This is a genomic window from Citrobacter freundii complex sp. CFNIH9, assembly GCF_002903305.1.
GTDB classification, from domain to species: domain Bacteria; phylum Pseudomonadota; class Gammaproteobacteria; order Enterobacterales; family Enterobacteriaceae; genus Citrobacter; species Citrobacter portucalensis.
This window is the reverse complement of record NZ_CP026238.1, coordinates 1,045,261-1,066,555: the sequence shown is the minus strand read 5'-3', so window position 1 is coordinate 1,066,555 and position 21,295 is coordinate 1,045,261. Positions and strand designations below refer to the sequence as shown.

20 protein-coding genes are annotated in these 21,295 nt (G+C 52.3%); 12 read left to right on the top strand and 8 right to left on the bottom strand.

Features of this window, described 5'->3' with window-relative positions:
* Positions 1-3 precede the first annotated feature (3 nt).
* Positions 4-549: a SecY-interacting protein gene (gene syd, locus C2U43_RS05425; protein WP_032944836.1), complete on the bottom strand. Its 546-nt coding sequence runs from the start codon at positions 547-549 to the stop codon at positions 4-6.
* A 68-nt stretch (positions 550-617) separates the two neighbouring features.
* Between syd and queF the strand changes: the two genes are divergently transcribed.
* The 5 genes from queF (at position 618) to xni (ending at position 7,140) form a co-directional block, all read left to right on the top strand.
* The gene (gene queF, locus C2U43_RS05420; protein ID WP_103284774.1) at positions 618-1,466 is read left to right on the top strand and encodes an NADPH-dependent 7-cyano-7-deazaguanine reductase QueF; all 849 of its coding nucleotides are present in this window, start codon (positions 618-620) and stop codon (positions 1,464-1,466) included.
* Between the two features lie 113 nt (positions 1,467-1,579).
* Positions 1,580-2,944 (top strand): nucleotide 5'-monophosphate nucleosidase PpnN, encoded by a 1,365-nt coding sequence (gene ppnN / locus C2U43_RS05415; protein WP_003034076.1) that lies wholly within the window; start codon positions 1,580-1,582, stop codon positions 2,942-2,944.
* A gap of 560 nt (positions 2,945-3,504) precedes the next feature.
* Entirely contained in the window at positions 3,505-4,794 is a 1,290-nt protein-coding gene (locus C2U43_RS05410) for an HAAAP family serine/threonine permease (protein ID WP_003034073.1), read from the top strand.
* Positions 4,795-4,847: 53 nt separating this feature from the next.
* Complete coding sequence (locus C2U43_RS05405) at positions 4,848-6,215, top strand: L-serine ammonia-lyase (RefSeq protein WP_003034070.1); 1,368 nt, start codon at positions 4,848-4,850, stop codon at positions 6,213-6,215.
* Positions 6,216-6,384: 169 nt separating this feature from the next.
* Positions 6,385-7,140, top strand: coding sequence for a flap endonuclease Xni (xni, locus tag C2U43_RS05395; protein ID WP_003825659.1), 756 nt, complete (start codon positions 6,385-6,387; stop codon positions 7,138-7,140).
* A gap of 76 nt (positions 7,141-7,216) precedes the next feature.
* Here xni and fucO read toward each other — a convergent pair whose 3' ends face one another.
* Together fucO and fucA are read right to left on the bottom strand one after the other, a co-directional pair.
* Positions 7,217-8,365: a lactaldehyde reductase gene (gene fucO, locus C2U43_RS05390; RefSeq protein ID WP_103284773.1), complete on the bottom strand. Its 1,149-nt coding sequence runs from the start codon at positions 8,363-8,365 to the stop codon at positions 7,217-7,219.
* An 11-nt stretch (positions 8,366-8,376) separates the two neighbouring features.
* Positions 8,377-9,024 carry an L-fuculose-phosphate aldolase gene (gene fucA, locus C2U43_RS05385; RefSeq protein WP_003825656.1) on the bottom strand — a complete coding sequence of 216 codons (648 nt, stop codon included), beginning with the start codon at positions 9,022-9,024 and terminating at the stop codon, positions 8,377-8,379.
* A 563-nt stretch (positions 9,025-9,587) separates the two neighbouring features.
* Between fucA and fucP the strand changes: the two genes are divergently transcribed.
* The 5 genes from fucP (at position 9,588) to fucR (ending at position 15,441) form a co-directional block, all read left to right on the top strand.
* On the top strand, positions 9,588-10,898 hold the full coding sequence (fucP, locus tag C2U43_RS05375) for an L-fucose:H+ symporter permease (RefSeq protein WP_008785696.1): 1,311 nt from the start codon (positions 9,588-9,590) through the stop codon (positions 10,896-10,898).
* Between the two features lie 31 nt (positions 10,899-10,929).
* Positions 10,930-12,705 (top strand): L-fucose isomerase, encoded by a 1,776-nt coding sequence (gene fucI / locus C2U43_RS05370; RefSeq protein WP_003825648.1) that lies wholly within the window; start codon positions 10,930-10,932, stop codon positions 12,703-12,705.
* Between the two features lie 107 nt (positions 12,706-12,812).
* On the top strand, positions 12,813-14,231 hold the full coding sequence (gene fucK / locus C2U43_RS05365; protein ID WP_103284772.1) for an L-fuculokinase: 1,419 nt from the start codon (positions 12,813-12,815) through the stop codon (positions 14,229-14,231).
* A gap of 1 nt (position 14,232) precedes the next feature.
* Positions 14,233-14,655, top strand: coding sequence for an L-fucose mutarotase (gene fucU / locus C2U43_RS05360; RefSeq protein WP_048236690.1), 423 nt, complete (start codon positions 14,233-14,235; stop codon positions 14,653-14,655).
* 57 nt (positions 14,656-14,712) lie between these two features.
* Complete coding sequence (gene fucR / locus C2U43_RS05355) at positions 14,713-15,441, top strand: L-fucose operon activator (RefSeq protein ID WP_003825642.1); 729 nt, start codon at positions 14,713-14,715, stop codon at positions 15,439-15,441.
* Positions 15,442-15,476: 35 nt separating this feature from the next.
* Here the strand turns inward: fucR and rlmM are convergent, their stop codons facing one another.
* From rlmM to C2U43_RS05335, 4 genes are all read right to left on the bottom strand, one after another.
* Positions 15,477-16,577, bottom strand: a complete 1,101-nt coding sequence (rlmM, locus tag C2U43_RS05350; RefSeq protein ID WP_003034040.1) for a 23S rRNA (cytidine(2498)-2'-O)-methyltransferase RlmM — start codon at positions 16,575-16,577, stop codon at positions 15,477-15,479.
* Positions 16,570-16,965 carry a DUF423 domain-containing protein gene (locus C2U43_RS05345; RefSeq protein ID WP_003034037.1) on the bottom strand — a complete coding sequence of 132 codons (396 nt, stop codon included), beginning with the start codon at positions 16,963-16,965 and terminating at the stop codon, positions 16,570-16,572. The genes rlmM and C2U43_RS05345 overlap by 8 nt, the downstream gene beginning before the upstream one ends.
* Before the next feature lie 18 nt (positions 16,966-16,983).
* Complete coding sequence (gene gcvA / locus C2U43_RS05340; protein WP_003034035.1) at positions 16,984-17,901, bottom strand: glycine cleavage system transcriptional regulator GcvA; 918 nt, start codon at positions 17,899-17,901, stop codon at positions 16,984-16,986.
* 365 nt (positions 17,902-18,266) lie between these two features.
* On the bottom strand, positions 18,267-18,494 hold the full coding sequence (locus C2U43_RS05335) for a YgdI/YgdR family lipoprotein (protein WP_003825635.1): 228 nt from the start codon (positions 18,492-18,494) through the stop codon (positions 18,267-18,269).
* A 192-nt stretch (positions 18,495-18,686) separates the two neighbouring features.
* Here C2U43_RS05335 and csdA point away from each other — a divergent pair, with 192 nt between their 5' ends.
* Together csdA and csdE are read left to right on the top strand one after the other, a co-directional pair.
* The gene (gene csdA / locus C2U43_RS05330) at positions 18,687-19,892 is read left to right on the top strand and encodes a cysteine desulfurase CsdA (protein ID WP_103284771.1); all 1,206 of its coding nucleotides are present in this window, start codon (positions 18,687-18,689) and stop codon (positions 19,890-19,892) included.
* Positions 19,892-20,338, top strand: coding sequence for a cysteine desulfurase sulfur acceptor subunit CsdE (gene csdE, locus C2U43_RS05325; protein WP_048236692.1), 447 nt, complete (start codon positions 19,892-19,894; stop codon positions 20,336-20,338). The genes csdA and csdE overlap by 1 nt, the downstream gene beginning before the upstream one ends.
* 77 nt (positions 20,339-20,415) lie before the next feature.
* On the opposite strand, the gene tcdA is transcribed toward csdE, so the two are convergent.
* Entirely contained in the window at positions 20,416-21,222 is an 807-nt protein-coding gene (tcdA, locus tag C2U43_RS05320; RefSeq protein WP_003825630.1) for a tRNA cyclic N6-threonylcarbamoyladenosine(37) synthase TcdA, read from the bottom strand.
* Positions 21,223-21,295 lie beyond the last annotated feature (73 nt).

Genomic DNA, 21,295 nt, shown 5'->3' with positions numbered 1-21,295 from the left:
GGATTACAGAACTGGCTTAAGTTGAGTGAGGAATTCCGCAAGTGAGGCCGCCAGCACCGTTCGTTTACGGGTTCCCAGCGTTTCTTTGCACACTTCACCGGACAGATTGCACACCGAAATGACGTCAAGCTCATTATCTTGTGTGGCAATAAAAAGCGTAGGTGATAGCTTGAGGCGCTTTTGCGTTACCAGATGACCAATCAGGTTTTCCTGAACGCGCCTGAAGTCATCTTCACTCCAGGTTTGCAGCAGCGTGAGCTTTTCATCCGCAAACTGCGCGTGCATATCACCAGCAAACTGGGTGGTGTAAAAAGCGTGAACGGCAGGTTGTACCACAATATCAAAGGCCCGTTCAACCGCATTGAGGTTATTTTCGCCGACAAAAGGTTGAGGCTGCCAAAATACCGCATCGTCTGTGGAAGAAATGATGCACGGAGAAGGTACGCCATACAGCTCTTCGCTGAGCGGCCAACTGTTGTTTTTTTCATGCCATGCGTCGCAATAACGCGTCGTAAAGGCTATCAACGCCTGCGCTGTCAATTCGTCCACTGATTTCTCTCTTCACAAAAGCCAGGATACACTTGTCGCATAGTGTATCTGGTTTATGACGGTGAAACATGTCCTCTTATGAAAATCATCAGGCGCTTAACGACCTGACACTCGGTAAATCAACGGATTACCGAGACAATTACGATGCAAGTCTGTTGCAGGGCGTTCCGCGCAGCCTGAATCGCGACCCGCTGGATTTAAAGGCCGATAACTTGCCTTTTCACGGTGCGGATATCTGGACGCTATATGAACTGTCGTGGCTGAATGCCAACGGCTTACCGCAGGTTGCGGTCGGTCATGTGGAGCTGGATTACACCAGCGTAAATCTGATTGAATCTAAAAGCTTTAAGCTGTACCTGAACAGTTTTAACCAGACGCGTTTTGATTCCTGGGACGCGGTACGCCAGACGCTGGAAAACGATCTGCGCGCCTGCGCTCAGGGCGATGTCAGCGTGGCGCTGTACCGCCTTGACGAACTGGAAGGGCAGCCGATAGCCCACTTTAATGGGACCTGTATCGACAATCAGGATATCGTCATCGACAACTATCAGTTCAGCACTGCGTATCTGGAAAATGCCGTGAGCGGTGAAAAGGCAGTCGAAGAGACGCTGGTCAGCCATCTACTGAAATCCAACTGTCTGATCACCCACCAGCCCGACTGGGGCTCCATACAAATTCAGTATCGTGGACGGAAAATCGACAGAGAGAAGCTGCTACGTTATCTGGTCTCCTTCCGCCACCATAATGAATTTCATGAGCAGTGCGTGGAACGTATTTTCAATGACATTCTGCGCTTCTGCCAGCCAGAGAAACTGAGCGTCTATGCACGCTACACGCGACGTGGCGGCCTGGACATTAACCCATGGCGCACCAACACCGATTTCACTCCGGCAACCGGTCGTTTGGTACGTCAGTAATCTTTTTTCTCAATTTTGCGTGCCGGATTCCGCGCGCAAGGTTGTGAAAGGTCATAAGCCAGGGCTATTGTAATCAATAGGGAATGACGTGTTGCGTCCCATAAGGAGTTTACTTGATTACACATATTAGCCCGCTTGGCTCAATGGACATGTTGTCGCAGCTGGAAGTCGATATGCTTAAACGCACGGCCAGCAGCGACCTGTATCAACTGTTTCGTAACTGTTCGCTTGCCGTTCTGAACTCCGGCAGTTTGACCGACAACAGTAAAGAACTGCTGTCCCGCTTTGAAAGTTTCGATATTAACGTACTGCGCCGCGAACGGGGCGTGAAGCTGGAACTGATCAACCCACCTGAAGATGCGTTTGTTGATGGACGCATTATTCGTGCGCTACAGGCTAACCTGTTTGCCGTACTGCGCGACATTCTGTTCGTCAATGGACAGATCCATAACGCCGGTCGTTTTCAGCATCTGGATCTCGAAAGCTCGGTACATATTACCAACCTCGTATTCTCGATCCTGCGTAATGCGCGGGCGCTACACGTTGGTGAAGCGCCGAACATGGTCGTCTGCTGGGGCGGTCACTCAATCAACGAAAATGAGTACCTGTATGCCCGTCGCGTCGGCACCCAACTGGGTCTACGCGAACTGAACATCTGTACCGGCTGCGGTCCGGGGGCGATGGAAGCGCCAATGAAAGGCGCTGCGGTCGGTCACGCCCAGCAGCGATACAAAGACAGCCGCTTTATTGGCATGACCGAACCGTCAATCATCGCCGCTGAACCGCCTAACCCGCTGGTAAACGAACTGATCATTATGCCGGACATTGAAAAACGTCTGGAAGCGTTCGTGCGTATCGCCCACGGTATTATCATCTTCCCGGGTGGCGTAGGGACAGCAGAAGAGCTGCTGTATCTGCTGGGGATCCTGATGAATCCGGCCAACAAAGATCAGGTTCTACCGCTGATCCTGACCGGACCAAAAGAGAGTGCGGATTACTTCCGCGTGCTGGACGAATTTATCGTGCACACGCTAGGGGAAGATGCGCGTCGCCACTATCGCATTATCATTGACGATGCGGCGGAAGTTGCGCGTTTGATGAAAAAAGCGATGCCGCTGGTGAAAGAAAACCGTCGCGACACAGGAGATGCTTACAGCTTTAACTGGTCGATTCGTATCGCGCCCGATCTGCAGATGCCGTTCGAGCCGTCCCATGAAAACATGGCCAACCTGAAGCTGTACCCGGATCAACCCGTTGAAGTATTGGCCGCCGATTTACGGCGTGCATTCTCCGGTATTGTGGCAGGTAACGTGAAGGAAGTCGGGATCCGCGCTATTGAAGAGTTTGGCCCGTACAAAATCCACGGTGACCGCGAAATGATGCGACGCATGGACGATCTCCTGCAGGGCTTTGTTGCACAACATCGTATGAAGTTACCGGGCACTGCGTATATCCCTTGTTACGAGATCTGCGCCTAACCTTCAACACCCGCTAGCAGCGCTATAGCGGTGACAGTTTTGTCCATATCAAAGCCGGGTTTGGCGCACTTGCCTCCCGGCTTTTTTTAGTGATACCAGTCACATAGCCCCGACAATCATATAAATACCAGTGATGATTCATTAAAAACAGCGCGTCACGCAAACGATTACCTTGAAAAACCAACCGTGATTTATCTTAGAAAATTATTATTAGTCGCCGAAATCATCTAAAAACAACAGTTTTTACAGCTGAACACGCCTATCTTCGCGCCTTCGCTTTCACGAGATATGTCGTTAATGTTAGCCTTCGCGCCCGTAAATTCGCTTTGACTATTTTTTAACAGATTAATGGCCCAAATTTATCCACATAAAAGGTGGATTATTGCATTTGGGATCCCGATCACTGATACATTCATTACTAAAATGTATCTTTCCGCCCGAAAATTATTACGGCGAAAAATTATATAAAAATCGCTCAACGAATTTCGATTTACAGTCGGGTACTTTCTCATTGGATTGACCCCAAACCCGACTTTTTAAGCTTCCTCCAGGAGAAATAGATGGAAAACACTCAAACCAGCACTATCGTTACGGGCCAGACCCGCAGCGCATGGCGCAAAACAGACACCATGTGGATGCTGGGCCTTTACGGCACGGCGATTGGGGCGGGTGTATTGTTCCTGCCGATTAACGCAGGCGTAGGCGGTATGATCCCGCTGATCATCATGGCGATCCTTGCCTTCCCAATGACCTTCTTTGCACACCGCGGTCTGACTCGCTTTGTGCTGTCCGGTAAAAATCCGGGTGAAGACATCACCGAAGTTGTAGAAGAACACTTTGGTGTTGGTGCAGGTAAACTGATTACCCTGCTCTACTTCTTCGCTATCTACCCGATTCTGTTGGTTTACAGCGTAGCGATCACCAACACGGTTGAAAGCTTCCTGACCCACCAGCTGGCGATTACGCCGCCGCCGCGCGCAATCCTGTCACTGATCCTGATTGTCGGCATGATGACCATCGTGCGCTTCGGTGAGCAGATGATCGTTAAGGCGATGAGCATCCTGGTATTCCCGTTTGTTGCGGCTCTGATGCTGCTGGCGCTGTACCTGATCCCTCAGTGGAGCGGTGCGATTCTGGAAACCATGTCTTTTGACTCTGCGGCAACCACCGGCAACGGCCTGCTGTTGACCCTGTGGCTGGCAATTCCGGTAATGGTGTTCTCCTTCAACCACTCCCCGATCATCTCCTCCTTCGCCGTGGCGAAGCGTGAAGAGTACGGTGATGAAGCAGAGAAAAAATGCTCCAAGATTCTGGCATTCGCTCACATCATGATGGTACTGACCGTTATGTTCTTCGTCTTCAGCTGCGTGTTCAGCCTGACTCCGGCGGACCTGGCTGCAGCGAAAGAGCAGAACATCTCGATTCTGTCTTACCTGGCGAACCACTTTAACGCGCCGATTATTGCCTGGATGGCACCGATCATCGCGATTATCGCTATCACCAAATCCTTCCTGGGCCACTACCTGGGCGCACGTGAAGGCTTCAATGGTATGGTGATTAAGTCTCTGCGTGGCAAAGGCAAATCCATCGAAATCAACAAACTGAACAAAATCACTGCGCTGTTCATGCTGGTAACCACCTGGATTGTGGCGACGCTGAACCCAAGCATCCTCGGCATGATTGAGACCCTGGGTGGCCCAATCATCGCGATGATTCTGTTCCTGATGCCGATGTATGCCATTCAGAAAGTACCGGCAATGCGTAAGTACAGCGGCCATATCAGCAACGTCTTCGTTGTGATTATGGGCCTGATCGCTATCTCCGCTATTTTCTACTCTCTGTTCAGTTAATTCCCCTGCGCCGCTCCTCGGGGCGGCGCACCTCGATACACAATGGACGCCTCATGATTAGCGTATTCGATATTTTCAAAATCGGCATTGGCCCTTCCAGCTCCCACACTGTTGGCCCGATGAAAGCAGGCAAACAATTCACGGATGACCTGATTGCACGCGGAATTCTCACTGACGTAACCCGCGTAGTGGTTGATGTCTATGGCTCTTTATCTCTGACGGGGAAAGGTCACCATACCGACATCGCGATAATTATGGGCCTGGCGGGTAATCTGCCGGATACCGTAGACATTGATGCCATTCCGTCCTTTATCCAGGATGTGAATACTCATGGGCGTTTGCTGCTGGCAGACGGTCAACATGAGGTCGAGTTCCCGGTCGACAAGTGCATGAATTTCCATGCGGACAATCTGTCCCTGCACGAAAACGGGATGCGCATTACCGCACTGGCGGGCGAAAAGGCTATTTACAGCCAGACTTACTATTCCATTGGCGGTGGGTTCATCGTTGATGAAGAACATTTTGGTTTACCGAACAACTCTCCGGTAAACGTGCCATATCCGTATAAATCCGCAGCTGATTTGCAACGTCATTGCCAGGAAACCGGCCTGTCGCTTTCCGGTCTGATGATGCAAAACGAACTGGCGCTGCACAGCAAAGAAGAGCTGGAACAGCACTTTGCTAACGTCTGGGAAGTGATGCGTAGCGGGATTGAACGCGGCATCACCACCGAAGGTGTATTGCCGGGCAAACTGCGCGTTCCGCGTCGTGCTGCTGCGCTGCGTCGCATGCTGGTCAGCAGCGACAAAACCACCACCGACCCGATGGCGGTTGTTGACTGGATCAACATGTTCGCGTTGGCCGTGAACGAAGAAAACGCAGCCGGTGGACGCGTGGTGACTGCACCAACCAACGGTGCATGCGGGATTGTTCCTGCCGTACTGGCGTATTACGACAAGTTTATCCGTGAAGTGAACGCTAACTCGCTGGCACGCTACATGCTGGTCGCGAGCGCCATTGGTTCACTGTACAAGATGAACGCCTCTATCTCTGGTGCCGAAGTCGGCTGTCAGGGTGAAGTTGGCGTCGCCTGCTCCATGGCAGCGGCTGGTCTGGCTGAACTGCTGGGTGGTAGCCCAATGCAGGTGTGCATCGCGGCAGAAATCGGTATGGAACACAACCTGGGTCTGACCTGCGACCCGGTTGCCGGCCAGGTTCAGGTACCGTGCATTGAGCGTAATGCCATTGCTTCGGTTAAAGCGGTGAACGCTGCACGTATGGCGCTGCGCCGTACCAGTGAACCACGCGTGTGCCTCGATAAAGTTATCGAGACCATGTACGAAACTGGTAAAGACATGAACGCCAAATACCGCGAAACCTCTCGTGGTGGTCTGGCGATGAAGATTGTCACCTGCGATTAATTCTCAGCACATTTTTGTATCTGTAGGCCGGATAAGGCGCTCGCCGCATCCGGCTTTTATTGCCTGATGGCGCTTCGCTTATCAGGCTTACGGATAGCGCTCTTTCGCAATGCTCGTCTCCACTCGTCGTGAATGTTACCCTACAGACTAATTTGTTAGGGAGAACACCGTGGCCGTCCACCTGCTCATTGTTGATGCACTGAATCTCATCCGCCGTATTCACGCCGTACAGGGCTCCCCCTGCGTGGAGACATGCCAGCACGCGCTCGATCAGCTGATTGTGCACAGTCAGCCCACGCACGCCGTGGCGGTATTTGATGACGAAGCGCGTAACAGCGGCTGGCGTCACCAACGGTTACCTGACTACAAAGCCGGTCGCCCGCCGATGCCTGACGATTTACACCAGGAAATGCCCGCCTTACGCGCCGCTTTTGAACAGCGCGGCGTCTGCTGCTGGGTATCCAGCGGGAATGAAGCCGATGATTTAGCCGCCACTCTGGCGGTGAAAGTTAGCCAGGCGGGACACCAGGCGACTATCGTCTCAACCGATAAAGGCTACTGTCAGCTACTCTCCCCAACGCTGCGGATTCGCGATTATTTCCAGAAACGCTGGCTGGATGCGCCGTTTATCGAGAAAGAGTTTGGCGTACTGCCGCAACAGCTGCCAGATTACTGGGGACTGGCCGGGATCAGCAGTTCTAAAATACCGGGGGTTGCCGGTATTGGTCCTAAAAGTGCCACACAACTGCTGGCACAGTTTCCAACGCTGGAAGCGCTGTATGAACACCTGGATGACGTACCGGAGAAATGGCGCAAGAAACTCGAAGAACATCGGGAGATGGCATTTTTGTGCCGCGATATCGCGCGGCTGCAAACAGACTTACATATCGACGGAAACCTACAGCAGCTACGACTGGCGCGGTAGCCTTATTTCCTGATGGCACTGCGCTTATCCGGCCTACTTATTGTACAACCCTGTAGGCCGGATAAGTGCCAGGTGATTACCAGGCGGTATGGTACAGCTCAACGATATCCCCAAGGTTCGCTTCACGCGGGTTTCCCCCGGTACAAACATCGTCAAATGCGGCTTGCGCCAGCGCAGGAATATCCTCTTTACGGACGCCAACATCGCGTAGATGCAGTGGGATACCTACATCGCGATTAAGGGCGAAGACGGCATCCACCGCCGCTTTGCGTGCCTCTGCCAGCGTCAGTCCTTCAACCTTAACCCCCATTACCCGGGCGATATCGCGGAATTTTTCCCCGGTGAATTCGGCGTTATAGTGCATCACGTGCGGCAGCAAAATGGCATTCGCGACGCCGTGCGGCGTGTTGTAGAACGCGCCTAACGGGTGTGCCATGCCATGCACTAATCCCAGACCTACGTTGGAGAAACCCATCCCGGCAACGTACTGGCCCAGAGCCATCGCTTCCCCCGCCTGGCTGTCGCCCGCAACGGAACCGCGTAATGACCCGGCAATAATTTCGATGGCTTTAATGTGCAGCGCATCGGTAAGCGCCCACGCAGCCCGCGTGATGTAGCCTTCAATGGCATGAGTCAGTGCATCTACGCCAGTAGCCGCTTTTAATGCAGCAGGCATGCCGTCCATCATGTCAGCATCAATGAACGCCACCTGCGGGATGTCATGTGGATCGACACAAACAAACTTACGCCGATTCTCTTCGTCAGTGATCACGTAGTTAATGGTCACTTCCGCCGCCGTTCCCGCAGTGGTTGGGATAGCCATAACTGGCACGCTCGGGAAGCGTGTCGGCGATAACCCTTCAAGGCTGCGTACATCCGCAAACTCCGGGTTATTGTTAATAATGCCAATCGCTTTACAGGTGTCCTGCGGGGAGCCACCGCCAATGGCGACCAGATAGTCTGCGCCGCTTTGCTGAAAGACACTCAATCCTTCCTGCACTACCGCAATGGTTGGATTAGGAATAACGCCTGAATAGATTTCCCATGCCAGACCTGAAGCATCCATTCGGGAAGTCACCTTCTCAACAACGCCGCACTGCACCAGATTTTTATCAGTCACAATCAACGCTTTGCGATAACCACGACGAATAACTTCATCGGTTAATGCGCCAACAGCTCCCCGGCCAAACCATGCCGTTTCGTTCAGAATCATTCTGTTCGCCATCGTTTTATCTCCTATTCCTCAATACGCAATCCATATGTTTTGAATTTTTCCAGCACAATAGCGATAGCCTCATCGTCCAGTACCGGAACCGGATCGGTAATCGCCAGCGTGCTGAGATAAAGCTGCGCCAGCACTTCCACTTCATGCGCTAACCACAGGGCTTTTTCCAGATTTTCCTCGCAGGCGATCAGCCCATGATGCTGCAACAGCGTTGCTTTTCGGTTTTTCAGCGCTACCGCAACGTGCTCGGAAAGCTCACGCGTACCAAATGTCGCATATGGCGCACAGGGAATTGAGTTACCGCCAGCCGCCGCAATCATGTAATGGATTGCCGGGATTGGCCGATTGAGAATAGAAACAGCAGTACAATGCACGGCATGATTATGGACCACCGCCTGAGCATCGGGACGCGTCTGATAAGCGGCCATATGGAACCGCCACTCGCTGGAAGGTAATTTCCCTTCCTCGTGCTGCCCCTCAGCGTTGATGTACACTATGTGGGATTCGGTGAGTTTGTCATACGGAATACCCGTCGGGGTAATTAACATCCCGTCCTGGTAACGCACACTTACATTACCCGCAGTCCCCTGATTCAACCCCAGACGGGTCATTTCCAGGCAGGTATTGATAATCTGCCGTGCCAGCGTATTTCGTTCCATTACTTACCTCTCTCAGTGAGTCAAAATGCGACAACAGAACATTGCTAATACCTCGACGCTCTGTTGATTTAAGCGGGTATTTGCTAACTATCATCATGCTGAATAAAGAGAAGGGAATTTTTAGCACTGGATTTTGTGATGTTCATCAACTAATAACGCTGAATAAAAACATGCAGGCATAATATTACAATTCCAAAATGTCCGTTCTTAATAAAACCATTGTAAAACGGTCATTTGCGAATAAATTGTTACCATTGCCCGTTTTCCACTTAACTAATTAATTCGGGCATTATCCCTGTGGCTTTTTAATTTATTTTTCTCAAACGGTCATTGTTTTAAAGAAATTAAAGTGATGATAATCACATAAACCCACACCCTGAGCATAAATGTGACCACCATCATATTAATGGCCGGTTTTTATTTGAAAATGAATTCATGAGTTCATTCATGAAGGCCAATTTTATCTGGCAGGTTACCGGAACTCACCTGGATTAGCAGGTTGGTAAAAATCACCAATCGTACTCTTAAGCTGTTGAACATGCTTATGAACTGATGAGGATGCTATGGGAAACACATCAATACAAACACAAAGTTTTCATGCGGTAGAGCGGGGGCAGACAAAAAATTATGTCATTCCCTTCGCGTTACTCTGTTCACTGTTTTTTCTTTGGGCGGTTGCCAATAATCTTAATGACATTTTATTACCACAATTTCAGCAAGCTTTTACATTAACAAACTTTCAGGCTGGTCTGATTCAATCTGCTTTTTATTTTGGTTATTTCGTCATTCCAATCCCAGCCGGGATCCTGATGAAAAAACTTAGTTATAAAGCAGGCATTATTACCGGATTATTTTTATATGCCATCGGTGCAGCATTATTCTGGCCAGCGGCTGAGGTAATGAATTACACCTTATTCCTGATCGGTCTATTTATTATTGCGGCGGGCTTAGGTTGTCTGGAAACGGCTGCCAACCCCTTTGTAACCGTACTGGGCCCGGAAAGCGGCGGTCACTTCCGATTAAATCTCGCGCAAACTTTTAACTCATTTGGTGCCATTATTGCGGTTGTTTTTGGGCAAAGTCTTATTTTGTCTAATGTGCCACATCAATCTCAAGACGTACTCGATAAGATGGCGCCAGAACAGCTAAGCGCCTACAAGCACAGCCTGGTGTTATCGGTTCAAACCCCTTATATGATCATCGTCGCGGTCGTTTTGCTGGTCGCCCTGCTGATCATGTTTACCAAGTTTCCGACCCTGCAAAGTGACGATCACAGTGACAACGCTCAGAGTTCATTCTCCGCGTCCCTTTCCCGCCTGGTGCGCATTCGCCACTGGCGTTGGGCGGTACTGGCGCAGTTCTGCTACGTCGGTGCACAAACTGCCTGCTGGAGCTACCTGATTCGCTACGCAATCGAAGAGATCCCAGGCATGACGCCAGGTTTCGCCGCCAACTACCTGACCGGCACCATGGTGTGCTTCTTTATCGGTCGTTTCTCCGGCACCTGGCTTATCAGTCGCTTTGCGCCGCATAAAGTGCTGGCCGCATATGCCCTGCTTGCCATGATTCTGTGCCTGATTTCCGCCTTCACCGGTGGCCAGATCGGCCTGCTGGCCCTGACGTTGTGCAGCGCATTTATGTCGATTCAGTACCCAACCATTTTTTCTCTGGGGATCAAAAATCTGGGACAAGACACCAAATACGGCTCGTCTTTTATCGTCATGACCATCATTGGCGGCGGCATTGTGACCCCGGTGATGGGCTTTGTCAGCGATGCCGCTGGCAATATCCCGACCGCTGAACTGGTCCCGGCGCTTTGCTTCGCCATCATCTTTATTTTTGCCCGCTTCCGTTCACAAACGGCAGCCAACTGAATATTTATCCGAATAACGTGAGGAATCTGTGATGAAAAAAATCAGCTTACCAAAAATTGGTATTCGCCCGGTTATTGACGGACGTCGTATGGGTGTACGTGAGTCGCTCGAAGAGCAAACCATGAATATGGCTAAAGCTACCGCAGCGCTTATCACTGAAAAACTTCGTCATGCCTGCGGCGCACAAATTGAATGTGTGATTGCCGATACCTGTATCGCCGGCATGGCGGAATCCGCAGCCTGTGAAGAAAAATTCAGCAGCCAGAATGTTGGCGTGACGATTACCGTTACCCCATGTTGGTGCTACGGCAGTGAAACCATCGACATGGATCCGATGCGCCCTAAAGCGATCTGGGGCTTCAACGGCACGGAACGTCCGGGGGCGGTTTACCTGGCCGCCGCACTGGCAGCTCACAGCCAAAAAGGCCTTCCTGCCTTCTCCATCTATGGTCATGACGTACAGGATGCAGACGACACATCTATCCCTGCCGATGTTGAAGAAAAACTGCTGCGCTTTGCCCGTGCCGGCTTAGCGGTCGCCAGTATGAAAGGGAAAAGCTACCTGTCTGTCGGTGGTGTATCAATGGGCATCGCCGGTTCTATCGTCGACCATAACTTCTTTGAATCCTGGCTGGGTATGAAGGTGCAGGCGGTTGATATGACCGAACTGCGTCGTCGCATTGACCAGAAAATCTATGATGAAACCGAGCTGGAAATGGCGCTGGCGTGGGCGGACAAAAACTTCCGCTACGGCGAAGATCAGAACGCGCAGCAATATAAGCGTAACGCAGAACAAAGCCGCGCAGTGCTAAAAGAAAGCCTGCTGATGGCTATGTGCATTCGCGACATGATGCAGGGTAACAAAAAGCTGGCAGACAAAGGTCTGGTCGAAGAATCCCTGGGCTATAACGCGATCGCCGCAGGCTTCCAGGGCCAGCGTCACTGGACCGATCAATACCCAAATGGCGATACCGCCGAAGCGTTGCTCAACAGCTCCTTTGACTGGAATGGCGTTCGTGAACCGTTCGTTGTCGCAACCGAAAACGACAGCCTGAACGGCGTGGCGATGCTGTTCGGCCATCAACTCACCGGCACGGCCCAGGTCTTTGCCGATGTGCGTACCTACTGGTCGCCAGAGGCGGTTGAACGCGTCACGGGTAAACCGCTGACCGGTCTTGCTGAGCACGGCATTATTCACTTGATTAACTCCGGTTCTGCGGCACTGGACGGTTCCTGCAAACAGCGCGACAGCGAAGGTAAACCGACCATGAAACCACACTGGGAAATCTCGCAGAAAGAGGCGGATGAATGCCTGGCGGCAACCGAATGGTGCCCGGCTATTCACGAATACTTCCGCGGGGGCGGTTACTCATCTCGCTTCCTGACTGAAGGCGGTGTGCCGTTCACCATGAGCCGTATCAACATCATCAAAGGGTTGGGGCCGGTGCTACAAATCGCGGAAGGCTGGAGCGTGGAGTTGCCGAAAGATATGCACGACCAGCTTGATGCGCGTACCAACTCCACATGGCCAACCACCTGGTTTGCTCCGCGCTTAACCGGCAAGGGCCCGTTCAGCGACGTCTATTCCGTCATGGCTAACTGGGGCGCTAACCACGGGGTGCTGACGATTGGTCACGTAGGTGCGGACTTTATCACTCTGGCTGCCATGCTGCGTATCCCGGTGTGCATGCACAACGTGGAAGACGAGAAAATTTATCGTCCTTCCTCCTGGGCCGCCCACGGTATGGATACGGAAGGTCAGGATTACCGCGCTTGTCAGAACTACGGTCCGCTGTATAAGCGTTAAACATCGAGCGATTGCCTGATGGCGGCGCGGCCTACGAAGCACACGGTTTTGTAGGCCGGATAAGGCGAAGCCGCCATCCGGCAATAGGTAATCTCCCAGGAGCAATTATGAAACAAGAGGTTATTCTGGTTCTCGACTGTGGCGCGACCAACGTACGGGCCATTGCCGTTGACCGACAGGGAAAGATTGTCGCCCGCGCAGCGACCCCGAACGCCAGTGACATCGCCGCAGAAAACAGTGCCTGGCACCAATGGTCGCTGGAGGCCATTCTGCAGCGCTTTGCCGACTGCTGTCAGCGGCTTTCCTCACAATTGGCCGCCTGCCAAATTCGCGGGATCGCCGTCACCACCTTCGGCGTGGATGGCGCGCTGGTGGATAAGAACGGCAAACAACTGTACCCGGTGATCAGCTGGAAATGCCCACGTACCGCAGCGGTAATGGAGAATATCCATCGCTACATGTCACCGCAGCAACTGCAGGAAATCTCCGGCGTTGGGGCGTTTAGCTTCAATACGCTGTACAAACTGGTGTGGCTGAAAGAGAACCACCCGCAATTACTGGAACAGGCGCACGCCTGGCTGTTTATCTCGTCGCTTATCAACCAACGTTTAACCGGCGAGTTCACAACTGACATCACCATGGCGGGAACCAGCCAGATGCTGGATATCCAGCAACGTGATTTCAGCCAGGACATTTTGCAGGCAACAGGCATACCGCGTCGCCTGTTTCCGCGCCTGGTTGAAGCAGGCGAACAAATTGGGGTACTGCAACGCGAGGCCGCCAGCCAGCTCGGACTTCCAGAGGGTATTCCAGTCATCTCTGCCGGACACGACACACAGTTTGCGCTATTTGGCGCAGGAGCCCAACAGGATGAACCGGTACTCTCTTCCGGCACATGGGAAATTCTGATGGTACGCAGTGCGCAGGTAAACACCTCCCTGCTCAGTCATTATGCGGGCTCCACCTGTGAGCTGGATAGTCAGACTGGGCTTAACAATCCCGGTATGCAGTGGCTGGCCTCCGGTGTGCTTGAATGGGTTCGTAAGCTGTTATGGACCGCGGACACGCCCTGGCAAACGTTGATTGATGAAGCTCGGGATATTCCCGCTGGTGCCGAAGGGGTGAAGATGCACTGCGACCTGCTGGCCTGTCAGAATGCGGGCTGGCAAGGGGTTACCCTCAATACTACCCGTGGACACTTTTATCGCGCCGCGCTGGAAGGACTGACAGAACAGCTGCAGCGGAATCTGCAAACGCTGGAAAAAATCGGCCATTTCCAGGCCACTGAACTGCTATTAGTTGGCGGGGGCAGCCGCAACATCTTGTGGAACCAAATCAAAGCGAACGTTCTCGGGATCCCTGTCAAAGTGCTGGATGATGCCGAAACCACCGTGGCAGGCGCCGCAATGTTTGCCTGGTCAGGCATCGGGGAATTTACCTCTCCGGAGCAGGCACGCGAACAGGTGCGCTATCAGTACCGTTACTTCTATCCGCAAACCGAATCCGAACTCACAGGAGTCGAGTAACATGCTTAAAACGATATCTCCCTTAATTTCCCCCGACTTACTGAAAGTGCTGGCCGAAATGGGACACGGCGATGAGATTATCTTTTCCGATGCCCACTTCCCGGCCAACAGCATGGGGCCACAGGTCATCCGCGCTGACGGTCTGCTGGTCAGCGATCTGCTGCAGGCGCTTATTCCGCTATTTGAACTGGACAGCTACGCCCCACCGCTGGTGATGATGGCTGCGGTTGAAGGTGACACTCTCGATCCTGACGTTGAGACTCGCTATCGTCAGGCGCTTTCATTGCAGACCCCCTGCCCGGACATCACGCGTATTGACCGCTATGCCTTTTACGAACGAGCACAAAAGGCGTTTGCGATCGTTATCACAGGAGAGCGGGCAAAGTACGGGAATATTCTTTTAAAAAAAGGGGTAACGCCGTAATCTCTGGTCAGAATGCCCGTCAGGTACGGGCATTCATCATAAGATGAGGATCAGAACATGAAAGCGGCGCGCCAGCAGGCAATCGTAGATCTGCTTACTAACCACAAAAGCCTGACAACCGAAGCCCTGGCTTTGCAGCTTAACGTCAGCAAAGAGACCATCCGCCGCGATCTCAGCGAGTTACAGACCCAGGGAAAAGTGTTACGCAACCACGGTCGGGCCAAAGTTATTCACCGGGAAAATCAGGACAGCGGTGACCCATTTCATATTCGACTCAAAAGCCACTATGCACACAAAGCGGATATCGCCCGTGAAGCGTTGGCATGGATCGAAGAAGGTATGGTGATTGCCTTAGACGCCAGCTCTACCTGCTGGTATCTTGCGCGACAGTTACCGGACATCAACATTCACGTTTTTACCAACAGCCAGCCCATCTGCCAGGAATTGGCTAAACGTGAACACATTCAGCTTATCAGCTCCGGCGGTCGCCTTGAGCGCAAATACGGTTGCTACGTTAATCCCTCGCTTATCTCGCAGCTAAAACCACTCGAGATTGACCTGTTTATTTTTTCCTGTGAAGGGATCGACAGCGACGGCGCGCTCTGGGACTCAAATGCAACCAACGCAGACTTCAAATCCATTCTGCTTAAGCGTGCATCGCAGTCTTTATTACTGATCGATAAAAGTAAATTTAATCGTTCGGGAGAGGCCAGAATTGGGCATCTGGATGATGTGACGCATATTGTTTCAGATACACAGCTGATTGAAGCAATCCAGGCCGAATAGGGCGATTACGCCGCCATCCGGCCTGGGTTGTAGCCTTATCGCTCGTCGCGACGACCGCCGACGGCAGCCCACAGACGACGTACGTGAACGGTTACTTCTTCACGGTCATGATACAGCTGACGCGCCTGAATCTGGGCATTTACACCATGTTCATCAAGCTGGGCCTGAATGTAAGCCAGGTTCTGTGATACCTCTTCGTAGCGTTTTTTCATCGGCAGCTTGAGGTTGAAGATCGTCTCACGACACCAGCCGTTGACCAGCCATTGCGCCATCAGCGCGGCAACCTTCGCCGGCTTCTCCACCATGTCACAGACCATCCACGAAATGTTGTTGCGATTCGGACGGTACTTAAATCCGTCTTCACGTAGCCAGGTGACCTGCCCGGTATCCATCAGGCTTTGCGCCATCGGACCGTTATCCACGGAGTAAACCCACATATTGCGTTTAACCAGTTGATAGGTCCATCCGCCAGGGCAGGCGCCTAAATCCACCGCATACATTCCGTTCGCCAGACGCTCATCCCATTCATCGGCAGGGATAAACACGTGCAGCGCTTCTTCCAGCTTGAGCGTTGAACGGCTCGGCGCATCGGCTGGAAACTTCAGACGCGGAATCCCCATGTAAAACGGTGAGTTATTGTCAGGCCAGGAATAGCCGGTATAACAACAGCCAGGGGCGATAAAGAAGACGTGAACCACCGGACGCTTTGGCGTTTCATACTTTGCCAGTACGCCCGCTTCGCGCAGCGCTGCACGCAACGGTACGGTAAATTTACGGCAAAATTTAACCAGCTCTTTGCTTTCATTGGTGTCGGCAACTTCTACTCGCAGATCGCCACCCTTTTCCACCACGCCCTGCAACATGCCAACGATCGGTGTAATACGATCTTCCGGCGGTAAGTATTGCAGCAGCTCGCCCACCACAAACATTTGACGAGCAAAAATCAGCGAACTAAACGGCAGCTCTTTCACTAACTTTTCAGCATCGTCCTGCTGATAGCATTCGAAGATGACGTAACCCGCATTGTCTTTCACGCGGGCAAAACCGAAGATTTCCCGGCGTCCTGCTTTATCCGTAATTTCTGCGGCGCACTCTTTTTCAAAACCTGGGCGACACAACAATACAACCTTATTCATGGCTAACGCCCTTACGTTTCAATCGAATAGCGCCCACTAACATCAGCGCCCAGCCTACGAGGAAGCTGAAGCCGCCGACAGGGGTAACAAACGCCCACAGGCGTAAATGAGAGAGCGCGAGACAATACAGGCTGCCGCTAAACAGCACTGTACCTAATGCCAGAAACACGCTACTCCAGTAAAACCAAATACTAATGCGCCGTTGCATGGCGACGGCCAGGCCAAAGATAGCCAGCGTATGAAACGCCTGATACTCAAGGCCGGTCTGAATCCACCCCATTTCAACAACACCGAGGGTTTTGCTCAGAACATGTGCCCCAAAGGCGCCCAACGCCACAAAGATAAAGCCACTTACGGCGGCAAAAATCAGCATAAAACGGCTGGTCATTTGAATACCCTACGTAAATTATTGTTCATAACGAAAGCGGAATTTTTCTTGTTCCGTGGCCGCTTTCGCCAGAATCCACTGACGGAAGGCGGCTATTTTACCCAGTTCTGCCTGACTGTCATGACAAACCAGATAAAATGCGTTTTTGCTGACCAGAACATCGTTAAACGGACAGACCAGACGTCCGGCTTCAATTTCGGACTGCGCCATGACGTTGTTAGCCAGCGCGATCCCCTGTCCATGGATTGCAGCCTGTAGCACCATGGCGCTATGGCTGAAGATAGGTCCCTGCTGCACGTTGATATGATTCAGGCCAAGCTGGCGCGTATAGGCTTGCCAGTCTCGTCGCGACGCATCATGCAATAACGTGTGTTTTGCCAGGTCGTCCGGTGTCTTTAGCGGTTTATCACCGGTAAGCAACAGCGGAGAGCAGACCGGCAATAAATATTCTGCGTACAATTTTTCAACGCGCAGACCCGGCCAGTTACCGCGTCCGTAGAAAATCGCCACATCAACATCATCAGCCAGTTTGTCTTCCTGACGGTCCACCGCCTGGATCCTGACATCGATTCCCGGATAAGCTGAGTTAAAGCTAGAGAGTCTGGGCACCAGCCATTGGATCGCAAAACTGGGCAATAAACTAACGGTAAGCGCACCTTTTGCACTGCGTGCCTGAAGTTTACGCGTCGCGTCGGTTAATTGCGAAAAAATCTCTTTAATGTCGAGAAAGTAGCTTTGACCTTCTTCCGTTAACAGCAAAGATCGATTGCGTCGACGAAACAGTTTTAGCCCCAAAAAATCCTCAAGTGACTTGATTTGGTGACTTACTGCGGCCTGCGTCACAAAAAGCTCTTCTGCTGCGCGAGTAAAGCTTAAATGACGCGCTGCAGCATCAAAAACACGTAACGCATTTAAGGGTGGTAATCGTTTTGACATGACTTTTAGGCTTTGATGTTAAATGAATTTAACAATTAGCTAACAGGCTGTAACCTATTAGTTTTTTTTATCTGAGCCATTATAAATTGTCCGTTGAGGTTCTACCAGCAAATACCTATAGTGGCGGCACTTCCTGAAGCCGGAACGAAAAGTTTTATCGGAATGCGTGTTCTGGTGGGCTTTTGGCTTACGGTTGTGATGTTGTGTTGTTGTGTTTGCAATTGGTCTGCGATTCAGACCATGGTAGCAAAGCTACCCTTTTTCACTTCCTGTACATTTACCCTGTCTGTCCATAGTGATTAATGTAGCACCGCCAAATTGCGGTGCTTTTTTTTGTCCACGTTTCGTCGATGGCCGACCGGCTATTATTGCTCCAGTTCTACCATCTCTTTCACGTCAGTGCGGTTAATCTGCTGTTTGTTGCCGTTAGCGTCTTTATACGAAATCATCCCCGTCTCATTATCGGTCTGTGGTTTACCATCAGCTACGATTGATCGACCATCATTGGTGTGCATCACGTAATTCGAACCAGAACAGGCGCTCAGGGCAAAAGTCAGCATACAGGCAGAAATAATGGCGGCAGTCTTTTTCATCTTCTTCTCCTTAAAGCGATTTATGCTATTAAAAACATACTCCGTAACAGGCAAAATTGTTCGCCTAACGCTATTTAGCATAAGACACTGAACGGGCTTTGCCAGGATATCCAGAGTATTCCGATGGTTAGCACAACCCTTGTATCAATGCCCTTTTTGCGCCACGATCGGTTTACTGAACTGAGGAATACCATGAACGCTTTTAACCCCGCGCAGTTTCGCGCACAATTTCCCGCACTCAACGATGCTGGCGTCTATCTCGACAGTGCTGCTACGGCGCTGAAGCCACAGGCGGTCATTGAAGCTACCCATCAGTTTTATAGCCTGAGTGCCGGGAACGTCCATCGCAGCCAGTTTGCTGAAGCCCAGCGCCTGACCGCACGCTATGAAGCCGCGCGGGAAAAAGTCGCACACCTGATTAATGCGTCGGATGACAAAACCATCGTCTGGACCCGCGGCACAACGGAAGCGATCAACATGGTTGCCCAAAGCTATGCGCGTCCACGCCTTCAACCGGGTGATGAGATTATCGTTAGCGCAGCGGAACATCACGCCAACCTCGTTCCCTGGCTGATGGTCGCGGAGCAAACGGGGGCTAAGGTCGTCAAACTCCCACTCACCCCCCATTTATTGCCAGACGTTGAGCGCCTCACGCAGCTCATTACCCCGCACAGCCGCATTCTGGCGCTCGGGCAAATGTCGAACGTCACCGGTGGCTGCCCGGATCTGGTCCGCGCCATTACGCTCGCCCATGCGGCTGGCATGGTGGTGATGGTTGATGGTGCCCAGGGGATTGTGCATTACCCTGCCGATGTACAGCAGTTGGATATTGATTTCTATGCGTTTTCAGGCCACAAGCTATATGGCCCCACCGGTATTGGCGTGCTGTACGGTAAGCCGGAACTGCTGGAAGCCATGTCTCCCTGGCTTGGGGGCGGTAAGATGATTAGCGAAGTCAGTTTTGACGGTTTCACCACTCAGCCCGCACCATGGAAGCTGGAAGCCGGTACGCCTAACGTTGCAGGCGTTATCGGGCTAAGCGCGGCGCTCGAATGGCTGGCGGACGTCGACGTTGCGCAGGCCGAAAACTGGAGCCGGGGTCTGGCGACGCTGGCAGAAGATGCCCTCGCGAAACGCCCTGGCTTTCGTTCCTTCCGCTGCCAGGACTCCAGTCTGTTAGCCTTTGATTTCGCGGGTGTTCATCACAGCGATATGGTCACTCTATTGGCCGAATATGGCATTGCGCTGCGCGCGGGGCAACACTGCGCACAACCGCTGCTGGCGGAACTTGGCGTATCCGGAACACTACGCGCCTCATTTGCCCCTTATAATACCCAAAGCGATGTGGATGCGTTGGTCGCAGCCGTCGACCGCGCGCTGGAAATATTGGTGGATTAATGACAAGCCCTCAGTTCGCCGGACACCCGTTTGGCACAACCGTAACCGAAGAGACGTTACGCAATACCTTTATCCCGCTTACTCAGTGGGAAGATAAATATCGCCAGCTGATTCTGCTGGGTAAGCAGTTGCCGGCGCTCCCGGATGCGCTAAAGGCGCAGGCCAAAGAAATTGCGGGCTGCGAAAACCGCGTCTGGCTGGGGCATACTCTTCATGAGAATGGCACTCTGCATTTCTTCGGCGACAGCGAAGGTCGAATAGTACGTGGACTGTTGGCGGTATTACTCACCGCGGTCGAAGGTAAAACGGCAGCCGAGTTACTGGCGCGTTCTCCGATGGCGTTATTTGACGAACTGGGTTTACGCGCTCAGCTCAGCGCCTCGCGTAGCCAGGGACTACATGCTCTGAACGAGGCGATTCTCGAGGCGGCCCAGAAAGCCGGATGACGACGCTGATATGTCTTATCCGGCCTACAACACTGCACGAACCGTAGGTCGGATAAGCGTAGCGACATCCGACACTATCAGGCCTGACGCGCGGCCTTCGCCATCATCTTCTTCAGCGCATGGGAGACAGCAACAAAGCCAAATGTGGCTGTCACCATGGTGGCCGCGCCAAACCCGGACGCGCAATCCATACGCTTCGGCCCTTCCGCCGTCGCTTTCATCGCACATACCGAGCCATCCGCCTGCGGGTAAACCAGCGCTTCGGTCGAGAACACGCAGTCCACGCCCAGCTTGCCTTTGCTGTTTTTCACCACGCCAAAATCGCTTTTCAGCCGCTCACGTAGCTTGGCCGCCAGCGGATCCTGGATGGTTTTTGCCAAATCAACGACCTGAATCTGCGTAGGATCGATCTGTCCGCCCGCACCACCGGTGGTCACCAGCGGAATTTTGTTACGCCGACAGTACGCGATCAGTGCCGCTTTTGGGCGCACGCTATCAATCGCATCGATGACGTACGAAAATCCCGCATTCATATATTCAGCAACGTTATCTGGCGTAACAAAATCATCGACCACGTTCACCCGGCACTCCGGGTTAATCTGTCGGATACGCTCCGCCATCACTTCAGCTTTTGCCAGACCGACGTTATCACGCAGCGCATGGATCTGGCGGTTTGTATTGGTGACGCACACATCATCCATATCGATGAGTGTGATAGCGCCAATACCGGTTCGCGCCAGCGCTTCCGCCGCCCATGACCCTACTCCACCAATCCCAACAACGCAAACGTGTGATTGGGCAAACAGCTGCAACGCATTTTCGCCATACAGACGTGCCGTACCGCCAAAACGTTGGCGCCAGGCATCGCTAATAACCACAGACATAGAACCTCAAATTCATTAATACCGAGCAGTCTGACTGCCTGATGTCGGCTACGCCTTATCAGGCCTACTCAAT

Excerpts from the sequence above, each read along its gene's own strand:
- queF (WP_103284774.1), top strand. The coding sequence starts at position 618 with ATGTCCTCTTATGAAAATCATCAGGCGCTTAACGACCTGACACTCGGT.
- csdA (WP_103284771.1), top strand. The coding sequence starts at position 18,687 with ATGAACGCTTTTAACCCCGCGCAGTTTCGCGCACAATTTCCCGCACTC.
- fucU (WP_048236690.1), top strand. The coding sequence starts at position 14,233 with ATGCTTAAAACGATATCTCCCTTAATTTCCCCCGACTTACTGAAAGTG.
- rlmM (WP_003034040.1), bottom strand. The coding sequence starts at position 16,577 with ATGAATAAGGTTGTATTGTTGTGTCGCCCAGGTTTTGAAAAAGAGTGC.
- C2U43_RS05405 (WP_003034070.1), top strand. The coding sequence starts at position 4,848 with ATGATTAGCGTATTCGATATTTTCAAAATCGGCATTGGCCCTTCCAGC.
- fucK (WP_103284772.1), top strand. The coding sequence starts at position 12,813 with ATGAAACAAGAGGTTATTCTGGTTCTCGACTGTGGCGCGACCAACGTA.
- C2U43_RS05335 (WP_003825635.1), bottom strand. The coding sequence starts at position 18,494 with ATGAAAAAGACTGCCGCCATTATTTCTGCCTGTATGCTGACTTTTGCC.
- csdE (WP_048236692.1), top strand. The coding sequence starts at position 19,892 with ATGACAAGCCCTCAGTTCGCCGGACACCCGTTTGGCACAACCGTAACC.
- fucP (WP_008785696.1), top strand. The coding sequence starts at position 9,588 with ATGGGAAACACATCAATACAAACACAAAGTTTTCATGCGGTAGAGCGG.
- fucA (WP_003825656.1), bottom strand. The coding sequence starts at position 9,024 with ATGGAACGAAATACGCTGGCACGGCAGATTATCAATACCTGCCTGGAA.
- C2U43_RS05345 (WP_003034037.1), bottom strand. The coding sequence starts at position 16,965 with ATGACCAGCCGTTTTATGCTGATTTTTGCCGCCGTAAGTGGCTTTATC.
- C2U43_RS05410 (WP_003034073.1), top strand. The coding sequence starts at position 3,505 with ATGGAAAACACTCAAACCAGCACTATCGTTACGGGCCAGACCCGCAGC.
- fucI (WP_003825648.1), top strand. The coding sequence starts at position 10,930 with ATGAAAAAAATCAGCTTACCAAAAATTGGTATTCGCCCGGTTATTGAC.
- fucR (WP_003825642.1), top strand. The coding sequence starts at position 14,713 with ATGAAAGCGGCGCGCCAGCAGGCAATCGTAGATCTGCTTACTAACCAC.
- tcdA (WP_003825630.1), bottom strand. The coding sequence starts at position 21,222 with ATGTCTGTGGTTATTAGCGATGCCTGGCGCCAACGTTTTGGCGGTACG.
- fucO (WP_103284773.1), bottom strand. The coding sequence starts at position 8,365 with ATGGCGAACAGAATGATTCTGAACGAAACGGCATGGTTTGGCCGGGGA.
- gcvA (WP_003034035.1), bottom strand. The coding sequence starts at position 17,901 with ATGTCAAAACGATTACCACCCTTAAATGCGTTACGTGTTTTTGATGCT.